The organism is Variovorax sp. V35 (genome assembly GCF_041154465.1).
Lineage (GTDB): Bacteria > Pseudomonadota > Gammaproteobacteria > Burkholderiales > Burkholderiaceae_C > Variovorax > Variovorax boronicumulans.
Window position 1 is genome coordinate 4,559,168 of record NZ_AP028666.1, and the last position, 22,188, is coordinate 4,581,355.

The window sequence follows — 22,188 nt, forward strand, 5'->3', positions numbered from 1 at the left end:
ATTCAGCGAACTTCGGTGCGCGGGATGTGAAAGGGATGTGCGGACACGGCAGCGAGACGTCGTTGGCGCAGGGGTTCGAGCAGTGCGTGCGAATGCAGCGCAAGCACCTGCGGCGCTTCTTCGACCAGGTCTTGCCATACCGCGTTGTCGATGTCCGCGATGGCGGCACCGAGGCCTCGCTCGCCAGTGACCGCAGCGGCAAGGACGGGTTGCAGTGCCTGTGCATCGGCAATGTCGGGGTGCAGGCGCAACCCCATGGCCAGCAACATGTATTGATCGGCCCAGTCGTCCAAGCCAAGACGCCGGGCATCGTCACGCAACTGGTGCGCCAGGCGGTGTTGCAACGCCGGCGCCATGTGATCGAGTTCACCGGGCTCGATGTCGTTTTCACGCACGGAAGCGAGCATGGTTTCCGCCGTGTTGAGCTGGTCGAGTGCCAGCAGCAGTGGCTGGTCAAGCGGCAGCGGCTCGGCGCGCGGGGCTGCCCTGTTGAAACTGGGCCCTTGCATCAAGCGCGGTGAGAAATCGGCATTCCAGGCGGCCCACCAATGAAATGCCTGCATGAATTGCTGGCGATCCGCTGCAGGCCAGCAGCCGGGCATGTCCAGCCCGATGCGTGGGTCGAACCAGCGCAGCACCGCACCGCAGGGTTCATCGCCCTCGATCATCGGGTCCGGCGGAATCAGGCCCTCCAGCCAGCTTCTCATGTGGCTCGCCAGGTCGCCCAAAGCGAGGGGCGAGGCCACCATGCTCAACGCATGATGAACGCCTGCATGCAGGGCCAGCGTCTCCAGCAGAGTGCCCGCTGGCTGCACCGGAAACCGGATCAACCACGGCCCCTGATCGGCGAGTTCGGATTCGGGCGTGCCTTCGAACAAGCGCTCCATCTCCAGCCCATGCACTTGCACACTGAGGGCGATGGCCCCGCGATCGGCCATCTCGCACTGGCCGAGTTCGACCAGCGCATAGCGCGGCATGCTCGCACTGCAGGCCAGCAGCACACCCATGTCATGCACCAGTGTCTGCGCGACTTCCTTGTTGAACGCCGCGGGCTCGTGCGGCTGCAGACCGCCGTCGACCGGCGTCGCTTGTTGGGTTGGATACGCTGACACGGTCACTGCCGAGGTGCCACTGCGGCAGCGCGCGCTGCAGCCTTTGCCATGCACTCTTTGCACACGGCTTGAGGTAAACGCATCTCCGGCACCGGCAGGCTCTTAGGGCCCGTCGTGATGTGGGAAGCCGCGTGCTCGCGCCAGATGCCCTTGGTGCCGTTCTCGATGCCTGCTCCGTTCCAATGGGTGTAGCTGGCACCGCCGTTGATGATCACTTCTTCCTTGGCCGTGATCGTGATCTTGTTGGCTTCGGCCTTGACGTCCAGTTTGGCCAGGATGTTGATGTTGTCCTTCAGGGCCTGGATGTCGATGTCGGAATTGGCGGCGATGAGCCGCATGCCTTTCTCGAAGGCTGCGATGCGCACCGCGTCCTTGGCACTGACCAGCAAGCTCTTGCCCGCCGCAATGCTGGTGTGCGCCCCGCTGGTGATCGCATGGTGCTCGGTGCTCACCAGATGAATCGAACCACCCGTGGTGGCCTCGATCCCCGAAGGGCTGGCCAGCACCACATGCGGCTCGTTGAGTTCGGGGAACTCGCCCTCGGCCTTGTTGCCGCCGCCTGAGCCCTTGATCGCATCGTTCTGCGCCTTCAGGCTTTGGGTCACTTCGTCCTGGTCGCCGGCCTCGTGCGCCTTGGCCTGTTGCGCCGCTTCGCTCAAGCCCTCGTGCAGTTCCCGTCCCTGGGTCAGGCGCTGCACCGTCTCGCCCATGTCGGTGATGTGGGCCTGGGCGTTGGCGCGCGCCTCGGTGCTGATCAGGAGCCCGTCCTGGGCCCGGATCGCACCATGACCGTCCGTGCGCAGCTCGAAGCCCTGGCCCCGGGCATCCTTGCGTCCGGCGTTGTCTTCGATGCGCGTGATGTGCCCCAGGCTCAGGGAGCTGCTGTCGTGGTCGCTCTTGATCTGTGCCTGGATCTTGCCTTCGGTGTCGTCCAGCAGCAGGTGGTTGCTCTTGCCACCGGCCTCGTTGCCGCTGGCGCCTGCGAGTTCACGGCTTCTGAGGCCCGTGAGGGCCTTTTGCTCGGGCAGCTTCCACGGCGGCATGCGCTGCGCGTTGTAGACCACACCCATGACGATGGGGTGATCGGGGTTGCCGTCCAGGCACTGCACGATGACTTCCGAGCCGACGCGGGGCGTGGAGACGGCACCGGTCTCGCCACCTGCCCATGGGCTCATCACACGCACCCAGGCGGAGCTGCGTTCGTCGCTCTGGCCTTCGCGGTCCCAATGAAATTGCACCCGGATGCGGCCGTACTCGTCGGTGTGGATGCTGCCCTCGGCAGACGGTCCCACCACGGTCGCCGTCTGTGGCGCCATGACGCGCTGCTCCACGCTGTGAAAGCCTCGACCGGGGCGCCAGGGAACGAAGCGGCGGCTGCAGACGAAACTGTTCCTGTACTCGGCCCGCGACCCCTTGGGTTTGCCCTCCGCGGTGGCGGGCTCCTGCAGGTAGTTGTTGCTCGCGCGATGCTCCACCGAAAGGACGAGGAATTCGCTTTCAGAGCTTTCGCCTTGCGTGCGTCCGAAGTGGTCGGTCAGCCGGAACCAGCGCCCGGGCAGGACGAAACGATTGTTGCCCTGCGCCTCGAAGCGCTTGGCCTTCGCCTCGATCTCGCCGATGCGCCGACGTGCCACACCTTCGCCTTCGAGCGACGTCTTGAAGTGACGCGCGCCACCGTACTCATGCACCTCCAGGTGAGGCACATCCCCCTGCTGGTTGTTACTGGGCATAGCGGCGTGCTGCGGACGCGCGTTCTTGAAGTCGAAGGCGCTGACGGCCGCTTGCGCCGAGACCAGCTCGCGCACGGCACTCCACTGGCCGACGCCATCTTCTTCTTGCGCGCCACCCTCGTTCTGGAATCGGATCGCAGGTGACGAGCCGTCCACGGCCTTGGCAAGCGTGCTGTCGTCGCACACATGCAGGGTGTGCCCTTCGGCCGAGTGCTCGTACCAATAGCTGTAGCCCGCCGCCTCCCAGCGCCGGTGCAGGTAGTTGTGGTCAGTCTCACCGCCAGCCCCGCCGCCCTGCACAGCCATCGTGTGAGGTGTATCGTCGCCGCGAACGAGCCACTCCCATCGGGGTAGAACGCCGTAGTCGCCGAAGATGGCCTCGGTCTGCGCGCGCAGCGTCTGGCGATGGAAGAGGCGATTGTTCGCGCGCAGCCGCAGGTACTTCAACCACGGGCCGAGCCTGGCTTCATAGAAGGCCAGGTTGCCGTCCGTGCGCACGAGCCGGAACTCGAAGACGATGCCGGTGAAATAGCGAAGTGTTCCGTCGGGACGCACCAGCTCGACGCAAAGCATCTTGCCCTGCAGGTCCTTGAGCGCCAAGTCGGCATTGCTGCTCAGGAGCCCGACCGTGAAATCGAAGTCGCGCGACAGGCCTTCCGAAGCACAGAGGGTATTGACCACGAGGTCGCCACCTGCGGGCTCCCCGCCCTGGGGGAACGACAGTCGCAGCAGCCGGTCGTGCTGCCGGTCGGCGACAAGCGCCGCGAGATGACGGCTCGACGCGTCGCTCATCGGATGCGACCGTGCAAGAACAATCTCGCCACGATGTGGTTCACGCGGACTCCCCCTTTTGATTCTTTTTTCAAGAAAGGCGCGCAATCACGCGCCTTTCTCAATTGCATCCAAATACATCAGGCACGCTCCCTACCTGATCATGTGAAGGTTAATTTTCTTTCTATTTGATCTCCATTTTCTCATGCGTGCCAGAGGAGTTTTCGCTGGAGAACTGCGAGTAAGCCATTCGTTTTCCAATCGAGCAATGGACTGCCTCCGATTTAAATGGCGCCTTGTTAAGGCGTGAGATCAAACCGATGGAAATTCATGGGAGTGAAAAATAAATTGAGCCAAAAGTTCAAACTTTCTAATTCGCCGAATTTGTAAAAGCGGGGCGTGTTGGTAGCGACAGCTGTACACGACCTCGATGCGCACGAGAACGTGTTGCGCAAGGGGGCGCTCCACACTTTCAACGCGTTTTGCAATGCGAACTGCTGCCAGTGGCGCGCCGGCAAGCAAGCGGGGGAAGGCCACCGAATACCCAGAACAGGTGAGTGTGCTTGTTTACATTTGTCGTAAGAATGAATACTTTCAATTCCCAGTAGCCGAAGAGCCGCAGAGCTTGGTCAGGGTGGGATCTGGACAGCTTGGTCACTCTGACAAATGTCGTCGACTCATTCGGTTTCCGCCTGCCCCTGCCACCTTCAGGACATGGACCGCCAGCCGCGCAGAGGGTGGATGCGCCTGCTGCCCTGGCTGCGCCTGTACCGTTGCTCGAGCTGCAGCAGGATGCGGCTCCTGTCCAAGCAGAAGGTGGACAGCGCCCGCCTCCTGCACGCGGCCCAGGTGCGCGCACGCGGGGGCTGAGGGCGTCGGCTCCGATTTCCCTGCTATCATTTTTTCGTTCGTGCGCCCTGCGCGAACCGGGCCGAGGACGACCTCGGCCTTGCACCTTCACCTTGCAAGGGACGGCCCTTTCCTGACTTCTCGCGAAGTTTCGACATGGCCGCACTGCTCCCTTCCTGGCGCCTCGCTGCGCAACGCTTCTTCTCCCGTTTCCGTCTTTCTCGCGCTTGCGCCACCGGACCGGATGCCTTCCGGTTGACGATCGGTGCCGTGCGCCTGCACGTGCGCACGGGCGCGACCCGGCTGTCCTACCGCGCCGAATGCCCGCGCGCGTGCACCGCATCGGGAGCCGCGCGATGAACGGTCTTGATCTGCACTGGCCCGCGCTGACCATGGCGGTGGCGCTGGCCTACGCTGCCTGGCATGCGCGCCGCGAAGGCTGCGAACCGCGCGACGTGAAGGCCCTGTGGACCGCGAGCGGGCTGAGCCTCGCCGGCAGCGGCCTGCTGGCCCTGGCTTCCCTCTTGATGTCGGAGTGACAACGCCCATGACAACAACACCTTCCCCCGCCCGCCTCGTGCCGCCCGCCACCTGGGCCCTGATCGCCGCCGCCTGGCTCGTGGTCGGGCTCTTCGTGGCCTTCGGCGACCGCTGGCTGGCCGCGCCGATCAGCCCCGTGGTGGCCGGCTGCGTCTTCCTGGCGCTGTTCGTCACCATCCTGGCCGCCTCGTTCGGCGTGGTGCGCGAGGCGGACCACCTGGCGCACCAGCTGGGCGAGCCGTATGGCACGCTAATCCTGACGCTCTCGATCGTGTCGATCGAGGTGATCCTCATCGTCTCGGTGCTGCTGGGCCCGGGCGAGTTTCCGACCATCGGGCGCGACTCGATCTTCGCCGTGATGATGATCATCCTGAACCTCGTCATCGGCATCTGCCTGATCGCGGGCGCGGCCCGCCACGGCGACCAGGAATACAACGCGCAGGGCGCCGGCGCCTACCTGTCGATGATCGTGCTGCTGACCGGCACGGCGCTGGTGCTGCCCAACCACAGCTCGGGCGCGGGCGAGTTCACGCCGGTGCAGGCGATCGGCATGTCGGTGCTCACGGCCGTGCTGTACGGCGCGTTCCTCTGGATGCAGATGCGCAGCCACCAGCGCTTCTTCATCCAGCCGGCGCCGGGGCGGATGTCGGTGCGGGCGGTCGCGCCCTCGCCTGCGGTGCAGGCCCGTCACGAAGCCCTGGACAAGCGCGCCGTGGCCGTTCGCTCGCTGCTGTTGCTCGCGATGATCTTGCCCATCGTGCTGCTCGCGCACTACCTCGCCGTGGTCACCGACTACGGCATTGCCGCGGCCGGCGTGCCCGCGGCCGTGGGCGGCGTGCTCATCGCCATCATCGTGTTCACGCCCGAGTCGATCACCGCCGTGCGCGCCGCGATGAACAACGAGATGCAGCGCGCCATCAACCTGTGCCTGGGCGCCTTCGTCTCCACCGTCGGGCTCACGGTGCCGGCCGTGCTGGTCATCGGGCTGGTCACGGGCAAGCAGGTGCTCATGGGCATCTCGGGCGCGGAAACCCTGCTGTTCGCGGTGACGGCGGTGCTGAGCCTGCTGAGCTTCAACGGGCAGCGCACCTCGCCGATCCAGGGGCTCATGCACCTGATGCTGTTTGCGGTGTACGGGATGCTGCTGTTCCTGCCCTGAGGCCGCGCAACCGGGTTACACCGCGGCCTGCGCCTTTGCCAAGGCGGGCGGACGCCCCCGTTGAGGTACCTCACCCTCTCCGGGGCCTCCCCTGCCGGCGCCACGACCTCTCGCCACCCTCGTGCAGTGGCCCATTTATCCGCATGAAATCTAATGCAAATATAGTTACCAAATGTTAATGGAACAAGATTTCAATTGCATCTGAACACCAAAGTAGTAATGTGAACTCGTCACACGTTGTGGTCTCTGGCAAGAAAAATGTATTCCAAACTGTCACTGCCAAGCGCTCCCGTCCGTACCGCGATCTCTCGCGGTGCCTGACATGGTCCATGCACAGGATGCATCCCCATGCGAGTGCGCGGCTCCGCCCCCAGCATCGACGCCAGCCTGGCGGCGGATGCGCTCATGGTGGGACGCATGCGCCTCGTGCTGTCGATCTCGGCCCTGCTGGCGATCACGGTAGACGCCGCCGATAGCCACAACCAGGTTCCCGCCACGGTCTGGCTGGCCTTCCTCGGTTACATCCTTCACAGCCTGCTGATCCACGTCTGCACGGCGGTGGGCCGGCCTTACTTCCAGGGCCGGACCATCCACTGGTCCGACGTGCTGTGGTTCACGCTGATCGTGGCGGTGACCGACGGCACCCACAGCCTGTTCTTCCTTTTCTACTTCTTCGCCATCCTCACCTCCTCGTTCCGCTGGGGCTTCGAGGAAGGCGCCCGCGTGACGATCGCCTCGGTCGCCTCGTTCACCGCCTGCGGGCTGGCCACGTGCACGGGCGACACGTCGCAGCTGCTGATGCGCACCGCCTTCCTGCTGGCGCTCGGGCACATGATCGTGTACTGGGGCGGCTCCAAGCTGGCGCTGCAACGGCGCCTGGCGCTCCTGGGCGACGTGAGCCAGCTGTCGAACCCGCGCTTCGGCGCCGGACGCACCATCGCCCGCACGATGGAGCGCACGCTGGCCTTCTTCCGGGCCAGCCATTGCATCCTGCTGACGCGCGACCTCGCCACCGGCACCTGGCTGCTGCGCACGCTGCGCGAGGACGACACCTGCGAGCAGGTGAGCATCGAGACCATCGGCCGCCTCGCGGAATCGCCGCTCATGGCCCTGGCGCCCGACAGCGTCGTGCTGAGCAGCCGCCTGCCCTGGCCGCTGAACCACCTGCGCGCGCAGCACCGTGTCTTCGAAGCCGGCACGACCGCCTGGCGCAGCGCCGACGAAGCCGGCGCGGCGCACTGCACCACCATCGCCGCCCTGCTGGAGGCGCGGGCCTTCATCAGCGCGCCGCTGCCGATGCGCCTGGGCGAAGGCCGGGTGTTCATCTCGTCGCGCGACGGGCGGCTGGGCAAGTCCGACGCGCTGTTCCTCGCCCACCTCATGGAACAGATCTTCCCGGTCATCGAGACCATCGAGGTGCTCGACCGCATGGCCTCGGAAGCCGCGTCGACGGAGCGCCTGAAGATCGCGCTCGACCTGCACGACACCGCCATCCAGCCCTACATCGGCCTGCGCATGGGCCTGTGCGCGCTGCGCAAGCGGGCCGCCGCCGACAACCCGCTGCGCGAAGACCTGGACAAGCTCGCGGACGTGGCCGACGGCGTGATCGCCGACCTGCGCCGCTACGCCGGCGAAGTCAGGCACGGCACGAACGATCCCGGCGGGCTCGTGCGGCCCCACCTGGAGCGCCAGGCCGCGCGGATCAAGGGCCTGTACGGCATCGACATCGACATCGTGATGGCCATCGACGGCCCGCTGCACCTGGACGACCGGGTCACCGCGGAGCTGCTGCAGATGGTCAGCGAAGGGCTGAACAACATCTGCAAGCACACCCATGCGCGCCACGGCAGCGTGCGCATCGACTGCAAGAACGGCCAGCTGGCGTTGTGCATCGAGAACGACGCCTGCCAGGAAAGCTTCACCGCCTTCCACCCCCGCTCTCTCACCGAGCGCGCCGCGGCCCTGGGCGGCCAGGCGCATGTCGACCGATGCGCAAACGGCGGCACGGCGGTACGGATCGAAATCCCGATCTGACCGCCCGCCGCAGACACAGGAAGGAGTCCGTCATGCAAACCCTCGACCATCCCGACCATCCCATTGCCGTGCTGCTCGTGGACGACCACAAGACCATGCTGTGGGGCCTGTCGAAGCTGATCGACGGCGAGCAGCCACGCATGAAGGTGGTCGGCACGGCCAGCTGTTGCGACGAGGCGGTGGCCACGGCGCAAAGCCTCGCGCCCGACGTCATCGTGCTCGACCTCGACCTGGACGGCCACAGCGCGCTGGACATCCTGCCCCGGCTGCTGACCAACGAGGTGTCGCGCGTGATGGTGCTGACGGCCGAGAAAGAGCAACGCACGCTCGACCTGGCCATACTGCGCGGCGCGCGCGGCGTGGTGGGCAAGGACGCCTCGGCGCAGCAGCTGCTCGACGCCATCGAGCGCGTGTTCCGTGGCGAGCTGTGCGTCGACGCGCAGACCATGGGCCGCGTCTTCTCCGAACTCACGTCGGCCAGGAAGCCGCCGAAGGCCGACCCCGACACGGCGCGCCAGGCCACGCTGACGCACAAGGAGCGCGAGATCATCCGCATCGTCGCGACCGGATGCGGCGCCTCCAACAAGGCGCTCGCCGAGCGTGCCTTCGTCACCGAGCACACGCTGCGCAACCACCTGTGCGCGATCTACCAGAAGCTGGGCGTCACGAACCGGCTCGAGCTGTACATCTACGCGATCAAGCACCAGCTCGACGCGCTGGCGTCCTGATCCGCCGCAGCGGCGCCCAGCCGGCCTTCCGGCCCGGTCGGCTCCTCACTGATGCCCGGTCAGCATCGGCCCGATCATCCGGATCACGCGGATCGCCGCCGGCGTGAGGATCACGAGCGAGATGCACGGGAAGATGCACAGCACCAGCGGCAGCAGCATCTTGGTCGGCACCTTCGCCGCCAGCTCCTCGGCGCGCACCTGGCGCTTGTGACGCAGGTCGTCCGAAAACACGCGCAGCGACTCTCCGATGCTGGTGCCGAAGCGGTCCGCCTGGGTCAGCATGGTGGCGAAGGTGCCTATTTCTTCCACGCCCGTGCGCAGCGCCAGGTTGCGCAGCGACTTCTCGCGTGTGCCGCCGGCGCGCATTTCCAGGTTGGTCCAGTGCAGTTCCTGTGCGAGCGCCCGGCTCTTGATCTGGATTTCCTCCGTGACCTTGGCCAGCCCGGCGTCCAGCCCGAGCCCCGCCTCCACGCACACCAGCATGAGGTCGGCGGCGTCGGGAAAGTTCTCGAAGATCTCGCGGCGCCGCGTGCGGATGCGAAGGTACAGCAGCGCGTTGGGCAGGTAGCAGCCGGCCAGCGCCGCCAGCGCCAGCCACAGCAGCATCGTCATGCCGCCCGCCGAACCCGCCGCGCGCAGCATGAGGAACGCGACGGCCGCGAAGCCCAGCGGCAGCAGCGTCTTCAGGCCGAAGTAGATGAGGTACGCATCCGGGTGGCGGATGCCGGCATTGAGAAAGCGCACGCGCATCGGCGACAGGTCGGCGTCGCCGGTCGGCGACGACAGCTGCGCGAACGGCCCGACGAGCTTGACGGCGGTCTCGGTCCAGGCCGACTTGCCGGACGGCATCGCCACCGCCTGCAGCCGCTGCGCGGTGCGCGACGGGGAGAACCACACCGCCAGGCCGATGACCGTCAGCGACACGGACAGAAAAACCAGGATGGGGAACAACATGGCCATGACGCTTCTCCTTCAGACGTGAATCTTCACGATCTTGCGCAGCAGCACGATGCCCACGAGCATCAGCACCAGCATGTAGCGCAGCACCGTCTGACCGATCGGGTCGGTCCACAGCGGCGACATGAACTCGGGATTGAAGATGTTCATGAGTGCCGCCAGGGCGAACGGCATGATGCCCAGGATCCAGGCCGACAGCCGCCCTTCCGACGACAGCACCCGCACCCGCGCGAGCAGCTTGAAGCGCGCGCGGATGAGCTGGCTCAGGTTGCCCAGCACCTCGGTCAGGTTGCCGCCCGAATCGCGCTGGATCAGCACCGACACCACGAAGTAGCGCAGGTCGGTGAGCGGCACGCGCTCGCTGAGGTTGGTCAGCGCCTGCTGCAGCGAGACGCCGAAATTCACCTCGTCGGCCACCAGGCGGAACTCGCTGGCGATCGGGTCGGGCATTTCCTCGCCGATCATCTGCACGCCGCTGGCAAAGGAGTGGCCCGCGCGCAGCGCGCGCGTCACGAGGTCCAGCGCGTCCGGCAGCTGCTTTTCGAGGCGATCCAGCCGGCGGCTTCGCTGATGCTGCAGGTACAGGATGGGAAGCAGCGCGGCCACGGCCCCGGCCAGCAGCGCCAGCCACACGGGCTGGTGCGCCAGCCACACGGCGAAGAACGCGAACGCACCGAGTGCACCGCAGGCCAGCAGAAAGCTCGACACCGTCCACTCCAGCCCCGCCTGCAGGATGAAGCGGTCCAGCCGGTGCGCCCGCGGCAGCGCCAGCAACTGGCGCTGCATCCACGGCATGTCGCTGAGCATGCGTTCCTTGGCGAGATGGGCCTGCGGCGTGCGGTCGACCGCGGCGGACATCGCCTGCAAGCGCTTTTCGATCTTGCGCGCGCCGGGCCCCTTGTAAGACCGCCACAGCAGGTAGAGCCCCTCGATCATGAGCAGCGCGGTCACGAAGACCAGCACCGTGACCGTGACCAGCGTGTCACCCCCCAGGTTGTCGAACATGGCGCGCTCCTATTCGTAGTGCTTTTCGGGATCGAAGATGCTGTCGGGCAGCTCCACGCCGTACGCGTGCAGCCGCTCCATGAACTTCGGCCGCACGCCGGTCGCATGGAAATGGCCGCGCACCTGGCCGTCGGGGCTCATGCCCGTCTGATGGAAGGTGAAGATCTCCTGCATGGTGACGATCTCGCCCTCCATGCCGGTGATCTCCTGGATGCTGGTGACCTTGCGCCGCCCGTCGATCAGCCGCAGCACCTGGACGACCACCGTGATCGCCGAGGCGATCTGCTGGCGCACGGTGCGGTGGGGCAGGTTCAGGTTCGCCATGCCGATCATGTTTTCCAGCCGGGCCAGCGCATCGCGCGGCGTGTTGGCGTGGATGGTGGTGAGCGAGCCTTCGTGGCCGGTGTTCATCGCCTGCAGCATGTCGACCGCCTCGGCGCCGCGCACCTCGCCGATCACGATGCGGTCGGGCCGCATGCGCAGCGCATTGCGCACCAGCGCGCGCTGCGTGATCTCGCCCTTGCCTTCGATGTTCGTCGGCCGCGTCTCCATGCGCGCGACGTGCGGCTGCTGCAGCTGGAGCTCGGCCGCGTCCTCGATGGTGATGATGCGCTCGGATTCCGGAATGAAGCCCGAGAGAATGTTCAGCAGCGTGGTCTTCCCTGCCCCGGTGCCGCCCGAGATCAGCATGTTGACCTTGGCCTGGGCCAGGCCTTCGAGCATCTGCGCCATCGGCGGCGTGAGCGACTTGAGATCGTTCACGAGGTTGTTCATGCGCAGCGGGATCTTCGCGAAACGGCGGATCGACATCATCGGCCCGTCCAGCGCCACCGGTGCGATGACGGCGTTGACCCGTGAGCCGTCGGGCAGCCGCGCATCGACCATGGGGCTGGACTCGTCGATGCGGCGCCCCACCAGCGAGACGATCTTGTCGATGATGCGCAGCAGGTGCTTCTCGTCGGTGAAGCTCACGTTGGTCAGCTCCAGCCGGCCCCGCCGCTCCACGTAGATGCTGGTGGGCGAGTTGACCAGGATGTCCGACACGGTCGGGTCGGCCATCAGCAGCTCGATCGGGCCGAAGCCCAGCATCTCGTGCTGGATGTCGCGGATCAGCGTGCGCCGCTCGATGTCGTTGAGCGCCTCGGGCTCTTCCTGCAGCAGCCGCCCGACCATGGTCGAGATTTCCTGCCGCAGCGCGTCGGGCTGGAGGGTTTCGAGCGCCGCCAGGTCGAAGCGATCCAGCAGCTTCAGGTGCATGCGCTCCTTCAGCAGCTTGTAGGTGTCCGAGGCGAAAGGCGACGCGGTCAGCTCGACGACCGGCCCCGCCGGCCGCGCGCTGGCATCGCTGTCGATCGCATTGAGTTGTTCCCTGAATGACATGTTGGCACCTCCGCCTGGGTATTGATGGGAATCCGTCCTGTCTCAGGCACGGCGGAACAGCCGCCCCATGAAGCCGGGCGTCGTTTCCGGCCGCGGGCTGAGGGTGTGGGCAATCTCGTCGAGGCGCTTGGCGAGTGCGCTGCCGCGCGACATCTCCGCCAGCGGCACGCCGCGGTTGATCGACGCATCGACGTCCTTGCCGCCGTCCGGCACCGTCGTGAACGTCGCGCCGGGCAGCGACCGGCGCATGTCCGACAGCCCGATCTCGCCGCCGCCGGTGCTGCGGTTCACCAGCAGCTCGACCTTGCCGGCGGCGTAGCCGAGCGACTTGAACACCTGCATCAGGCGCGTCACGTTGCGGATGTGCGGCAGGCTGGTCTGCATCACGGGAAAGATGCGCTCCGCGCGGTCGAGCACGCGCAGCGTGAGCGTGTCGATGCGCGGGCCGAGGTCGAAGATCACGAAGTCGTACTGCGCGAGCGCCACCTGCAGGATGGCATCGATGTGCTCGGCCTTGACGTCCATTGCGCGCGCCAGGTCCTCGGGCGCGGGCAGGATGCTGTAGCTGGGCGACACGCGCACCACGCTCGCCGCCAGCAGCGAGGCGTCGAGGCGCCCGATGTCGCGCGCCACGTCGGCCATCGTCGCGGTCGGGCGCAGGTCGCTCACGTACGACAGCGCATCGCCGAACTGCAGGTTCAGGTCGATCAGCAGCACCGAGCGCTCGCGCGACAGCTGGTGCGCGACGTTGGTCGCGAGAAAGGTCGCGCCGCTGCCGCCCTTGCAGGGCATGAACGCCACCACCCGCCCGGGGCTGCGCGCCTGCGAACCGGCCATCTTGAGCGCGATGCGATCGACGGTGGCCTCGAGCGCGGCGGTGTCGGCAGGCGACGGCAGCACCTCGCGCACGCCTGCGCGCATCGCGTGGATCAGGAACTCGGGCGTCTGCATCGCGCACAGCAGCACCACCGCCACCGCCGGATGCCGCAGCGTCAGGGCCTCCACCAGCGAGAGCTCCTGCGGGTCGCAGCACATGCCGTCGACCAGCAGCAGGTCGGGCCCGACCTTGTCGACGACCGCCTGCATCCGGCTCTTGCCGCCTTCGAAGAGCGACACGGCATGGCCGCGCGGCTCCAGCACCTTGCGCATGTCCTGCAGGTGGTTCGGATTGGGGGAAACGATGGCGATCTTCATGGTCATGGTCGTGTCCGGTGTGTTGCTAGGAGCAGACGGCGTTGCTGTTCGGGTCCTGCCCCATGATTTCGCGCGGCAGGTAGGTGGAAAAACCCGGCATCGGGATCGGGGAACGAGTTCCGAATCCGATGGGTGAAATCCATCGGTAGTCGAGATCGACGATGCGGACGTTCACGCCGCTGCAATTGGCGGAAGTACAGGTCGCGCTGATGCTGCCTGCCGCGTCGTACCAGTCGACACTGACATTGGCTGCCGTCAATTGGGGCAGGAATTTCTGCATGTTGGAAAGCACGACCGTGGCGTTTCGGTCGCACACGACGGCCGCGCGAGCACCCCAGCGCGTCGCTTCGGCGGCTGCATTCCACGTCCACAACATGCGCACGAAATCCATGATGCCCAGCAGGAAGGTCAGGAAGAACATCAGGACCAGCGCGAACTCCACCGCGGTCGCACCCATCTGTCTTGTTCGATTCATGATTGACCTCGCATGGTGGCGCTGATATCCCCGAAGGGAATTTCTCCGTTCGCATCACCAAAACCAAGCCCGAACGCGCCGGTAAGCAGCGGGCGGAACTTGTATCCCGTGACCTTGATGGTCACGGTATTGATGGCCGGGCCGCTGCCCTTGAATTGCCAGGTCGGGGTGGGGACGTGAGAAGTGGTGAGGCCCAGGACCAATGGCGAGCCGTCACCGGCCGGGTTGCCATAGACCACCAGGTTCCTGGCCGTCGTGATCTTGGAGGGATCCGTGGTTGCGATCGACGGGTCCTGGGTGGACAGATAGCGAGAGGCGTCGCGCAGCGATTTCGCGATGGTGTTGTACTGGTACAGCGCCCGCCCGAATTCGGTCGTGATGAACGTCAGGATGAGCAGCAATGGAAGAATCAGGGCGAACTCGACCAATGCCACGCCGTTCTGTTTCTTTTTCATGCCAGCTCCTACTGAACGAGCGTCGGGACCCTGGGCCCGTTTGTGCCGCCGGCCAAACCCGCGGTGGCGCATGGACTGCCGGCGAGCGTCGCATCGCCAATGAACTCGAGCCACATCTTCGACTTCTTGCCGCTCGCATTCTTTTCCAGCGGATGCAGCATCAGCATGCAGCCGAAACCCTTGAGCGTGATCGATGGGCAGTCGACCACCGCAGTCGTGACCACACGTCGATTGGCACCCTTGGTGTAGTCGGTGGCATTGAAATTTCCCTGAGTCTTGAGGTTCTTGGTGTCGGGGTTCTTGTTGTCCCCTTCGTAAGGCGCGAATGAATTGCGCTTGGCAGCAAATCCGTTCGAGCCGGCGTCGTCATACCTGCCTGGCTTCACGGCGGCAGCGCTGTCGGCATACCAGGCGTACCCGGTCTGATCGGGAACGGCAGTCGCGGCGTTGAGGCTGCCCTGATAGATGCCGAAGCGGGTATTCCACGCGGCAACCGCTCCATTGGTCTTGCCCGCCTTGCCGATGTTTGTATCCATACCGGGAAGACCGCATTGCCCACTGCTGGTCAGGAGATCCTTGATCTCGCGCGCCCCGCCGCCGCTGCCGGTGAAATCCACCCAGTGAAACTGACCGGACTCCACATCGTCGTTGTCATTGGTCACGCCCTCGACCCATTCCCCCCGCGTGAACCCCCAGCCGGGGGCGGTGGATTTTTGGCAGATACCGACTGGAATGAGGCAGTTGGACTGGGACGGAGCCCTGGTGGCAACGGCGACTGCGGCCACGCTGTGCGATGCCCCATAAGTAGCACTTCCGCTGAACGCGCCCAGGGCATTGAGGATCCAAGGCGCGATGCCCGACTTCGTATGCAGGCACTTGGCGTACCTGGCATTCGCGACGGGCGTAAAGGTATGGCTGTAGGTGCCGATCAGCGAGTCGCTGAACACGATATCGGTCTGGGCGATGCCGGTCGCCCCACCTTGAAAATTGATCTTGTTGAGATCGGCCGCGGTCTTTCCTGCGCTGGTGGCACGCGTCAACGCATCGCTGGCGCCGTCGAGCTCCTGCGCTGCAGACAGGGCACAACTGTCCATGGCGGTTTGCAACTCCGTTTTCACAATGAAGAGGCGACCGAAGTCCAGTGCGATGCCCATGAACCCGAGGAGGAACAACAGGACCAGAGCGACGGTGACGATTACCGCGCCGCCTTGGCTGTGGCCGGAAGTGTGGACTTTCATGATCGGCTTCCTGAGTGTGGGTGGCGGTTCGAAAAATCTCTGTGCTTCAGCCACATGTCACGCCGCCAAGGCAGGTGCGGACGAGATCGACAACATTGCTGAGGCCGGTGTCCGTCACCAATGGCCGCAACTCGATGGCCAGCAGGATCGAGATCACAGCAATGACCAGCGCGTACTCCATCACTTGGGCGCCGCTCTCATCCCGCAAGAATGACTTGAACATGATGAGTACCTCGCTTTGTACTGGGCGGCGGCGGGCAACGGACAAGCCGGCCCCGCCACCGCCACCGCCATAGCCATCGTTCCAATAGATGCGATTGCCGGGCTTAAGGGTTGCAGACGGCCATGTTGCCCTGGAGGCAAGCGGCCACGCGGTTGATGAAGGTTGTGAAATAACCTCCGGTGGTCAGGCCCTGCAGTGCAATGACGAGGGCGATCGACACGACTGCGATGATGAGCGCGTACTCGATCACTTGCGCACCATCCTCTTCCTTGACGAACGAGGACATGAAGTTGCCGGCACGGACAAAAAGTTGGTTCATTTTTTTCACCTTTGAATTGCAGTAAGAAAACAGAAAAATCTTGCGTTGGTTCTTGGGTTGATTGACTTCTATCTTTGCGTGGCAACTCCTTTCTGAATGGAATTCAAGAATCGTTCGAGGGCCGCCTAACGACCCCCGCCGCCGTTGTCTCCACCACCAATCCCGCCACCGATGTTGATGACGTTCACCGCCGGCGGCGGCGCCTTGTAGGACTTCTGGTACTGCACCATCGACTCCCGTGCCGCCCGGCCGTCCATGCCCGCCACCGGATTGCCGTCCTTGCCGGCATCGGGATTGATCGTCATCTTCCTTTTCGCGTCGCGCACCGCGTCGCCGAAGCGCGCGTCGTAGTTGGGAGTGACGTGGGAGCATCCGGTGCCCAGGAGCAGCGTCAATGCGAGAGTCGTCGACTTGATGAACATGGTGATGCTCCTCACTGGGTATTGGTGGCCGGTGCGGCCGGTGCCGGGGTGGCGCTTTCGAGGCTGCCGTTCAGATAAACCTCCGCACGGCTGGGAACGACGTGGTTGTCGGTCGGCAGGCGAGGCGACTCGGCCAGCGGCCGGACCAGGCGGGGCGTGATCACGAACATCAGCTCGGTCTGGTCGTTCTGGAACTCCGTGCTGCGGAACAACGCCCCCATCACCGGCACTTCGCCCAATCCGGGATAGCGCTTGATGGACTCCGTGACGTTGCTCTTGATGAGCCCCGCGATGACGAAGCTCTGCCCGTCGTTGAGTTGCACGGTGGTGTCGGCACGGCGCACCGTGAGCGATGGCAGCACGGCGGTCACGCCGCCGATGGTGGTGAAAGGCGAGCCGGTTTGCGACAGGTCCGACACCTCCGAGACCATCTTGAGGTTGACGCGGCCGCCGTTGAGCACGGTGGGGGTGAACTTGACCCCGATGCCGAACTCCTTTTCTTCCAGCGTGATGTTCGTGCCACTGCCGCTGGAGGAGCTCTGCGCCACCGGAATGAAGATCTTGCCGCCCGACAGGAAGCTCGCCTGCTGGCCGCTGATGGCCATGATGTTGGGCTCCGCCAGGATGCGCACCAGGCCGTCGTCCTTCTGGCCGTCGATGGAGATCGACGTGCGACCGATCCTCAACGCCTCGATCAGGCCGCCACCGCCGCTCAGGAAATTGGAGATCAGCGAATAGCTGTTGAGACCACCGTTGCCGGAGCGGGCCAGCCCGACGCGTGCGCCAAGGCGGTCCAGCAAGTTCTTGCTGATCTCGGCGATCTTCACTTCGAGCATGACCTGCTGTGGCGCAGTGACACGCAGCAGGTTCACCACCTTCTTGCCGTCGGCGCCGTAGGCCGAGGCCAGACTCATCACGTCATCGAGCTTGAGCGCGTCGCTGATCTCGCCGGTGAGCACGATGGATTTTTCTGCGCTGCGCACCCGGATGCGGCTCTCTTCCGGCATCAGCTCCGCCAGCTTGGACTGCAGCGCCCCGGGGTCGACGGTAACGACCACATCCTTGATGTAGCAGGTGCCGTCGGCACTTTGCAGCACCACGTTCATCGAGCCGGCCTGGCGGCCGCGGAAGAACAGGTCGGTCGGACTCAGCAGCGTGACCTCGATGTCAGCTACGCCGTCGCCCACGTTCGCATTGGGCGCTGGCATCGCTGCCCCGGGCTGCGCCGGCGCTGCTGGCGCAGCCGCCCGGCCCTGCGGCTGTCCGCCGAACACGATGCGCACCACGCGCGCCTTCAACGGAATGACCACCGACTTGCCGAGCACGGCATAGGTCGGCTCGGAGTCCGGAATGATGGCGGTGCAGCGCCGGCTGGCCGGGGCTGCGGGTGCTGCCGCAACAGTTGCTGCTGCAGCGGTTGCAGCAGGCGCAGGCATGGCGACGGCCGTGGCCGGGGCGGCTGCCACGACCTCCGCGGCCATGGCGGGGGTCGCCACTGTCGCGAGGGTCGCCAGCAGACGGGCGATGGTTGTTGTGAGTGGGCGCACTTGGTGTTCCTCCTGATGGACGATCAGAAACAGGTGACCGAACGGGCGGCGCTCTGGATCACCTCCACGCATTCGGTGGCTCGCGGCGTGGCGGGACCTGCCAGCCGCACCCGCGGGTGGGCCGGAGCCGCCGCGGTGGAGACCGGCACGATGTCCTTCTTCTCGCCGAACAGCTGCCCCTTGGTGATGCCCAGGGTGGCGACCGTGGTCTTGTCCATCTGGTTGCGCAGCACGAGGGACAGGGTGCCCACGCTGCGTGCCAGGTCGAGCTTCTCGGAGTCTTCGAGCGAAAGCTCGAGCGTCACCGCGCTCACGACCTTCGGCTTGGTGTCGTCGCGGTTGGCCTCCTGGGCCACCGCCAGCACCAGCACCTTCTCGAGCACGGTCTTGCTGATCTGCAGCGCGTCTTCGCCACGCCCTTTGTCCTGCTGGGCGTTGACCATCACGTCGACGTAGTTGCCCGGCAGCGCGAAGCCCGCCACGCCGACGACGTCGTTGACGCGCACCGTCATGGCCCGCTTGCCGCTGGCGATCACTGCCGACAGCCCGCCCTGCGTGCCCACCGGCGCCAGCTTGCCCTCCATGAGCGCTTCGCCGCGCAGCACGCCGACCTTCACCACGCGGTCGTTCAGCGCCTTGATGTCGCTGAAGGAGCCGTTCGGCACCGAGCCGCTGGGCCAGTCGACCGTGGACAGCATCTGCGCGTTGACGCGGCTGCCCAGGTCGATGTCGACGGCGGCCACCACGACCTTGTTGGACGCGATGCCACTTTGTCGGGAGATCCAGCCGGTCGCGTAGACCGCAGCCGCCAGCCCGAACAGCAGGGCCAGAAAGATCAGCCCGATCGCCTTGATGTTCTTCATACGAACCTCCGCCAGGGGTGAAACATGTAGGAGCTAGACAAAGCCCAGCTGGTGCGCCAGCACTTGGACCACCGTGCCCGCCGCGATGCAGACGCCGTAGGGCAACTTGCCAACGGACTGGCTCGCCTGCAGGCGCCCGTCGGGCCGCATGCCTGCGATGGTGGAAATGACCATGCCCTGCGCTGTGGCCTTGACGTTGCCAAGCATGTGGACCAGGCGGCGGCGATGGATCGCGAAGGCCAGCGCCGCGACGCCGCCCGCGATGAAAGTGAAGAGCAAGGCCATCAGCGTCTGCTGGGGCCCCAGGAAGGCCCCGGTCATCGCCATCAGCTTGACGTCGCCGGCGCCCATGATCCCGAGCGCATAGAACGGCAGCATCGCGGCGAAGCCCACGGCCAGGCCACCGAATGCACTCGCCGCGCCCGACGCCGGCGTGCGTGCCGCCATCGTTCCGTAGATAAGGGCGAAGCACGCGCCGCCGAAGGTCAGCCAGTTGGGAATGCGATAAGAGCGCCAGTCGCTGACAGCCGCCACGCCGAGCAGCGCGAAGAGCGCCAGCATGCGGATGTCGGTCGCCAGCATCGCGAGCAGTTCGAGAACAGCGTTGAATTCCTGCATGGCGGGCTCCCCGTGTTCAGGCACTGCGCCGCAGGGCGAGCACCAGCAAAATGGCCACGACCATCACCAGCGCACCGATCAGCGCAACCTCCATGAACGACATGCCGGCGTCTTCGCGCAGCAGGCTCAGGGCGGTTCTCGGCAGAACTTCGAGCGGTTCCATGCGGTGTCCCCGGTGGTCGTGGCCGGCCGAAACCGCTGGCCTTCCCGGTGTGGGAAGAAGCGTTCGGCATGGGGATGACTGTAGGAATCGCACCGCCTTCGCACATGAGCGGAGCGCCCTTTTCTGGGGGAGTCAGGTGTCCCGCGACGGCACGGGGACAGGCATGACAAAACGCCTACCCCGCAGGGCAGGCGAAAGCGCAGGCGCGCTTCAGATCACCTGCGCGTCGCGCAGTGCCTCGAGCTGCGCCTCGCCCAGGCCCAGTTCGCCATACACCTCGGCGTTGTGCTGCCCCGTGCGCGGCCCCGTGGCGGCCGGGCGCACGCCTTCGCGCCCCACGAAGCGCGGCACCGGCGCCGGTGCGGGCACGGTGCCGAACTGCTCGTCGGGCACGTCGATGAAGGCACCGCGTGCCTGCATGTGCGGATCGGCCCGCAGGTCGGCGATCGAATACACCTTGCTGTAGGGCACGTCTTCGCGGTCCAGCCGCACGGCCAGTTCCGCGAATGGAAGACTGCCGCACCAGTCGGCAATGATGCGGTCCAGCGCCTCGAGGTGGCGGATGCGCGCGGCGTTGTCGGCAAAGCGTGCGTCGGTGAGCAGGTCGTCGCGGTTGATGGCACGGCAGATGCGCGCGAAGATCGGCCCACCCGTGCCCACCAGCGTGAACCACACGCCGTCGAGCGCGCGGAACACGTTGGACGGCGCGGTGTAGGTGGCGCGCGAGCCCGTGCGCTCGCGCACGACCCCGCCGATGCGGTGCTCGGCCGCCAGCGGATCGAGCAGGCGCGACATCGCCTCGGTGGCCGACAGGTCGATCTCGGCGCCCCGCTGCCGATCGCGCGGCAACGCATTGCGCTCGGCCAGCGCGGTGCTGATGGCGAAAGCGCCGAACAGGCCCGCCACCACATCGCCCAGCGGGTAGTTCATGTGCTGCGGCGGACCATCGGGCTCGCCGGTCAGGTGCGTGAACCCGCTCATCGCTTCGAAGATGCGCGCAAAGCCCGGCCGGCGCGCATACGGGCCGGTCTGGCCGAAACCCGTGAGGCGCAGCACGATGAGGCGCGGGTTGGCCGTGTGCAGCGTGGCGATGTCCAGGCCCCAGCCGTCCAGCGTGCCGGTGCGGAAGTTTTCCACCAGCACGTCGAAGCCGGCGATGAGCCGCAGGAACAGCGCGCGGCCCTCGGGCTTGCGCACGTCCAGCGAGATGCCCTTCTTGCCGCGGTTCGCGGTCTTCCAGAACAGCGGGTGGCCCTCGTGCACCGGCGTGAGCCCGCGCAGCGGATCGCCGCCACCCGGCAGCTCGAGCTTGACGACGTCGGCGCCCATGTCGCCGCACAGCGTGGCCGAGAACGGCGCGGCGAGCACGGTCGCCATGTCGAGAATGCGCACCCCGTGCAGGGGCGCGTGGTCGGCAGGCTGGCCCATCAGTTGCCCTTCAGGTCGACGCGCTTGAGCACGGGGTCCCACAGCTTGCGGTCGGCGGCAATGCGCTGGCCGTAGGCGGGCAGCGACGGGTCGAGCGCGGCCGCGCCCAGCTTGGCCAGCTTGTCCTTCACCGCGGGCAAGGCCTTGGCCAGTGCCGCGCGCAGCGGACGCGTCACCGCATCGGGCGTGCCCTTGGGCGCGACGATGCCCACCCACAGGCCGCTGTCGAAGCCCTGCAGGCCCAGCTCGGCGAAGGTGGGCACGTCGGGCGCCGAGGGCGAGCGCGTGCGGCCGGTCTGCGCCAGGATGCGGATCTGCCCGCTGCTCATGTAGGGCAGCGTGCCGCCGAGGTTGTTGCACATCACCGGGATGTGGCCGGCGATCAGGTCGTTCACCGCCGGTGCATTCCCCTTGTAGGGCACGTGCTGCATCTTGATGCCGGCCTGGTGGTTGATCATTTCGCACACCAGGTGCGACGGCGTGCTCGGGCCGGCGGAGCCGAAGGCGAGTTGCCCCGGCCTGGCCTTGTCGGCGGCGATGAGCTCGGGCAGCTTCTGGTACGGCGTCTTCGCGTTGACCGCGATCACGTTGGGCAGGTCGGCCACCAGGCCCACGGGCACGAAGTCGTCCACCGGGTTCCAGGTGAGGCCCTTGTGCACGTAGGGCAGGAAGATGTTGGTCAGGCCCGCCATGAGCAGCGTGTAGCCGTCGGGCGCCGACTTGGCCACGAGCTCCGAGCCGATGAGGCTGCCGGCGCCGGGCTTGTTCTCCACGATGACCGGCTGGCCCAGCGCATGGCCCAGCGCCAGCGCCACCTCGCGCGCCACCAGGTCGGTGCTGCCGCCGGCGGGGAAAGGCACGACCAGCTTCACGGGGCGGTCGGGGAAGGCAGCCAGGGCCAGCGAGCCGGCCAGGCCGAATGCAAGGCCGGCGGTCAGGTGCGACATTTTCTTGATCAAGGACGTCATCGTCTGTCTG

23 protein-coding genes are annotated in these 22,188 nt (G+C 66.0%); 5 read left to right on the forward strand and 18 right to left on the reverse strand.

Going from position 1 to position 22,188, the window contains the following annotated elements; genetic code table 11:
* Positions 1-2 precede the first annotated feature (2 nt).
* Positions 3-1,112: a DUF4123 domain-containing protein gene (locus ACAM42_RS21085; RefSeq protein WP_369629267.1), complete on the reverse strand. Its 1,110-nt coding sequence runs from the start codon at positions 1,110-1,112 to the stop codon at positions 3-5.
* A gap of 2 nt (positions 1,113-1,114) precedes the next feature.
* Positions 1,115-3,634, reverse strand: a complete 2,520-nt coding sequence (locus tag ACAM42_RS21090; protein ID WP_369629268.1) for a type VI secretion system Vgr family protein — start codon at positions 3,632-3,634, stop codon at positions 1,115-1,117.
* A gap of 984 nt (positions 3,635-4,618) precedes the next feature.
* On the opposite strand from ACAM42_RS21090, the gene ACAM42_RS21095 reads away from it, so the two are divergent.
* The 5 genes from ACAM42_RS21095 (at position 4,619) to ACAM42_RS21115 (ending at position 8,923) form a co-directional block, all read left to right on the forward strand.
* Positions 4,619-4,822 carry a hypothetical protein gene (locus tag ACAM42_RS21095; protein ID WP_369629269.1) on the forward strand — a complete coding sequence of 68 codons (204 nt, stop codon included), beginning with the start codon at positions 4,619-4,621 and terminating at the stop codon, positions 4,820-4,822.
* The gene (locus tag ACAM42_RS21100; RefSeq protein ID WP_159276280.1) at positions 4,819-5,001 is read left to right on the forward strand and encodes a hypothetical protein; all 183 of its coding nucleotides are present in this window, start codon (positions 4,819-4,821) and stop codon (positions 4,999-5,001) included. The genes ACAM42_RS21095 and ACAM42_RS21100 overlap by 4 nt, the downstream gene beginning before the upstream one ends.
* A gap of 8 nt (positions 5,002-5,009) precedes the next feature.
* The gene (locus tag ACAM42_RS21105; protein WP_369629270.1) at positions 5,010-6,161 is read left to right on the forward strand and encodes a calcium:proton antiporter; all 1,152 of its coding nucleotides are present in this window, start codon (positions 5,010-5,012) and stop codon (positions 6,159-6,161) included.
* A 348-nt stretch (positions 6,162-6,509) separates the two neighbouring features.
* Positions 6,510-8,195 (forward strand): sensor histidine kinase, encoded by a 1,686-nt coding sequence (locus ACAM42_RS21110; protein ID WP_369629271.1) that lies wholly within the window; start codon positions 6,510-6,512, stop codon positions 8,193-8,195.
* A gap of 32 nt (positions 8,196-8,227) precedes the next feature.
* Complete coding sequence (locus ACAM42_RS21115; protein ID WP_070061157.1) at positions 8,228-8,923, forward strand: response regulator transcription factor; 696 nt, start codon at positions 8,228-8,230, stop codon at positions 8,921-8,923.
* 45 nt (positions 8,924-8,968) lie between these two features.
* Here ACAM42_RS21115 and ACAM42_RS21120 read toward each other — a convergent pair whose 3' ends face one another.
* The 16 genes from ACAM42_RS21120 to ACAM42_RS21195 form a co-directional block, all read right to left on the reverse strand.
* On the reverse strand, positions 8,969-9,877 hold the full coding sequence (locus ACAM42_RS21120; RefSeq protein ID WP_169805048.1) for a type II secretion system F family protein: 909 nt from the start codon (positions 9,875-9,877) through the stop codon (positions 8,969-8,971).
* Between the two features lie 18 nt (positions 9,878-9,895).
* Complete coding sequence (locus ACAM42_RS21125) at positions 9,896-10,885, reverse strand: type II secretion system F family protein (protein WP_369629272.1); 990 nt, start codon at positions 10,883-10,885, stop codon at positions 9,896-9,898.
* A gap of 9 nt (positions 10,886-10,894) precedes the next feature.
* Positions 10,895-12,265, reverse strand: a complete 1,371-nt coding sequence (locus ACAM42_RS21130; protein ID WP_062474163.1) for a CpaF family protein — start codon at positions 12,263-12,265, stop codon at positions 10,895-10,897.
* A 42-nt stretch (positions 12,266-12,307) separates the two neighbouring features.
* Positions 12,308-13,465, reverse strand: coding sequence for a CpaE family protein (locus ACAM42_RS21135; protein ID WP_369629273.1), 1,158 nt, complete (start codon positions 13,463-13,465; stop codon positions 12,308-12,310).
* A gap of 19 nt (positions 13,466-13,484) precedes the next feature.
* On the reverse strand, positions 13,485-13,934 hold the full coding sequence (locus ACAM42_RS21140) for a TadE/TadG family type IV pilus assembly protein (RefSeq protein WP_369629274.1): 450 nt from the start codon (positions 13,932-13,934) through the stop codon (positions 13,485-13,487).
* Entirely contained in the window at positions 13,931-14,389 is a 459-nt protein-coding gene (locus ACAM42_RS21145; protein ID WP_369629275.1) for a TadE/TadG family type IV pilus assembly protein, read from the reverse strand. The genes ACAM42_RS21140 and ACAM42_RS21145 overlap by 4 nt, the downstream gene beginning before the upstream one ends.
* An 8-nt stretch (positions 14,390-14,397) precedes the next feature.
* Positions 14,398-15,627, reverse strand: a complete 1,230-nt coding sequence (locus ACAM42_RS21150) for a pilus assembly protein TadG-related protein (protein ID WP_369629276.1) — start codon at positions 15,625-15,627, stop codon at positions 14,398-14,400.
* A gap of 46 nt (positions 15,628-15,673) precedes the next feature.
* Positions 15,674-15,850, reverse strand: a complete 177-nt coding sequence (locus tag ACAM42_RS21155; protein ID WP_369629277.1) for a Flp family type IVb pilin — start codon at positions 15,848-15,850, stop codon at positions 15,674-15,676.
* A 103-nt stretch (positions 15,851-15,953) separates the two neighbouring features.
* Entirely contained in the window at positions 15,954-16,169 is a 216-nt protein-coding gene (locus tag ACAM42_RS21160; RefSeq protein WP_139702492.1) for a Flp family type IVb pilin, read from the reverse strand.
* 125 nt (positions 16,170-16,294) lie between these two features.
* Positions 16,295-16,591 carry a hypothetical protein gene (locus ACAM42_RS21165; protein WP_062474152.1) on the reverse strand — a complete coding sequence of 99 codons (297 nt, stop codon included), beginning with the start codon at positions 16,589-16,591 and terminating at the stop codon, positions 16,295-16,297.
* An 11-nt stretch (positions 16,592-16,602) separates the two neighbouring features.
* On the reverse strand, positions 16,603-18,138 hold the full coding sequence (locus tag ACAM42_RS21170; RefSeq protein ID WP_369629278.1) for a type II and III secretion system protein family protein: 1,536 nt from the start codon (positions 18,136-18,138) through the stop codon (positions 16,603-16,605).
* A gap of 23 nt (positions 18,139-18,161) precedes the next feature.
* The gene (cpaB, locus tag ACAM42_RS21175) at positions 18,162-19,001 is read right to left on the reverse strand and encodes a Flp pilus assembly protein CpaB (protein ID WP_062474148.1); all 840 of its coding nucleotides are present in this window, start codon (positions 18,999-19,001) and stop codon (positions 18,162-18,164) included.
* A gap of 33 nt (positions 19,002-19,034) precedes the next feature.
* On the reverse strand, positions 19,035-19,619 hold the full coding sequence (locus ACAM42_RS21180) for a prepilin peptidase (RefSeq protein WP_062474146.1): 585 nt from the start codon (positions 19,617-19,619) through the stop codon (positions 19,035-19,037).
* A 16-nt stretch (positions 19,620-19,635) separates the two neighbouring features.
* Positions 19,636-19,782, reverse strand: coding sequence for a hypothetical protein (locus ACAM42_RS21185; protein WP_167395048.1), 147 nt, complete (start codon positions 19,780-19,782; stop codon positions 19,636-19,638).
* Between the two features lie 210 nt (positions 19,783-19,992).
* The gene (locus ACAM42_RS21190; RefSeq protein ID WP_139702496.1) at positions 19,993-21,210 is read right to left on the reverse strand and encodes a CaiB/BaiF CoA-transferase family protein; all 1,218 of its coding nucleotides are present in this window, start codon (positions 21,208-21,210) and stop codon (positions 19,993-19,995) included.
* Positions 21,210-22,178 (reverse strand): Bug family tripartite tricarboxylate transporter substrate binding protein, encoded by a 969-nt coding sequence (locus ACAM42_RS21195; RefSeq protein WP_369629279.1) that lies wholly within the window; start codon positions 22,176-22,178, stop codon positions 21,210-21,212. The genes ACAM42_RS21190 and ACAM42_RS21195 overlap by 1 nt, the downstream gene beginning before the upstream one ends.
* Positions 22,179-22,188: the final 10 nt, after the last annotated feature.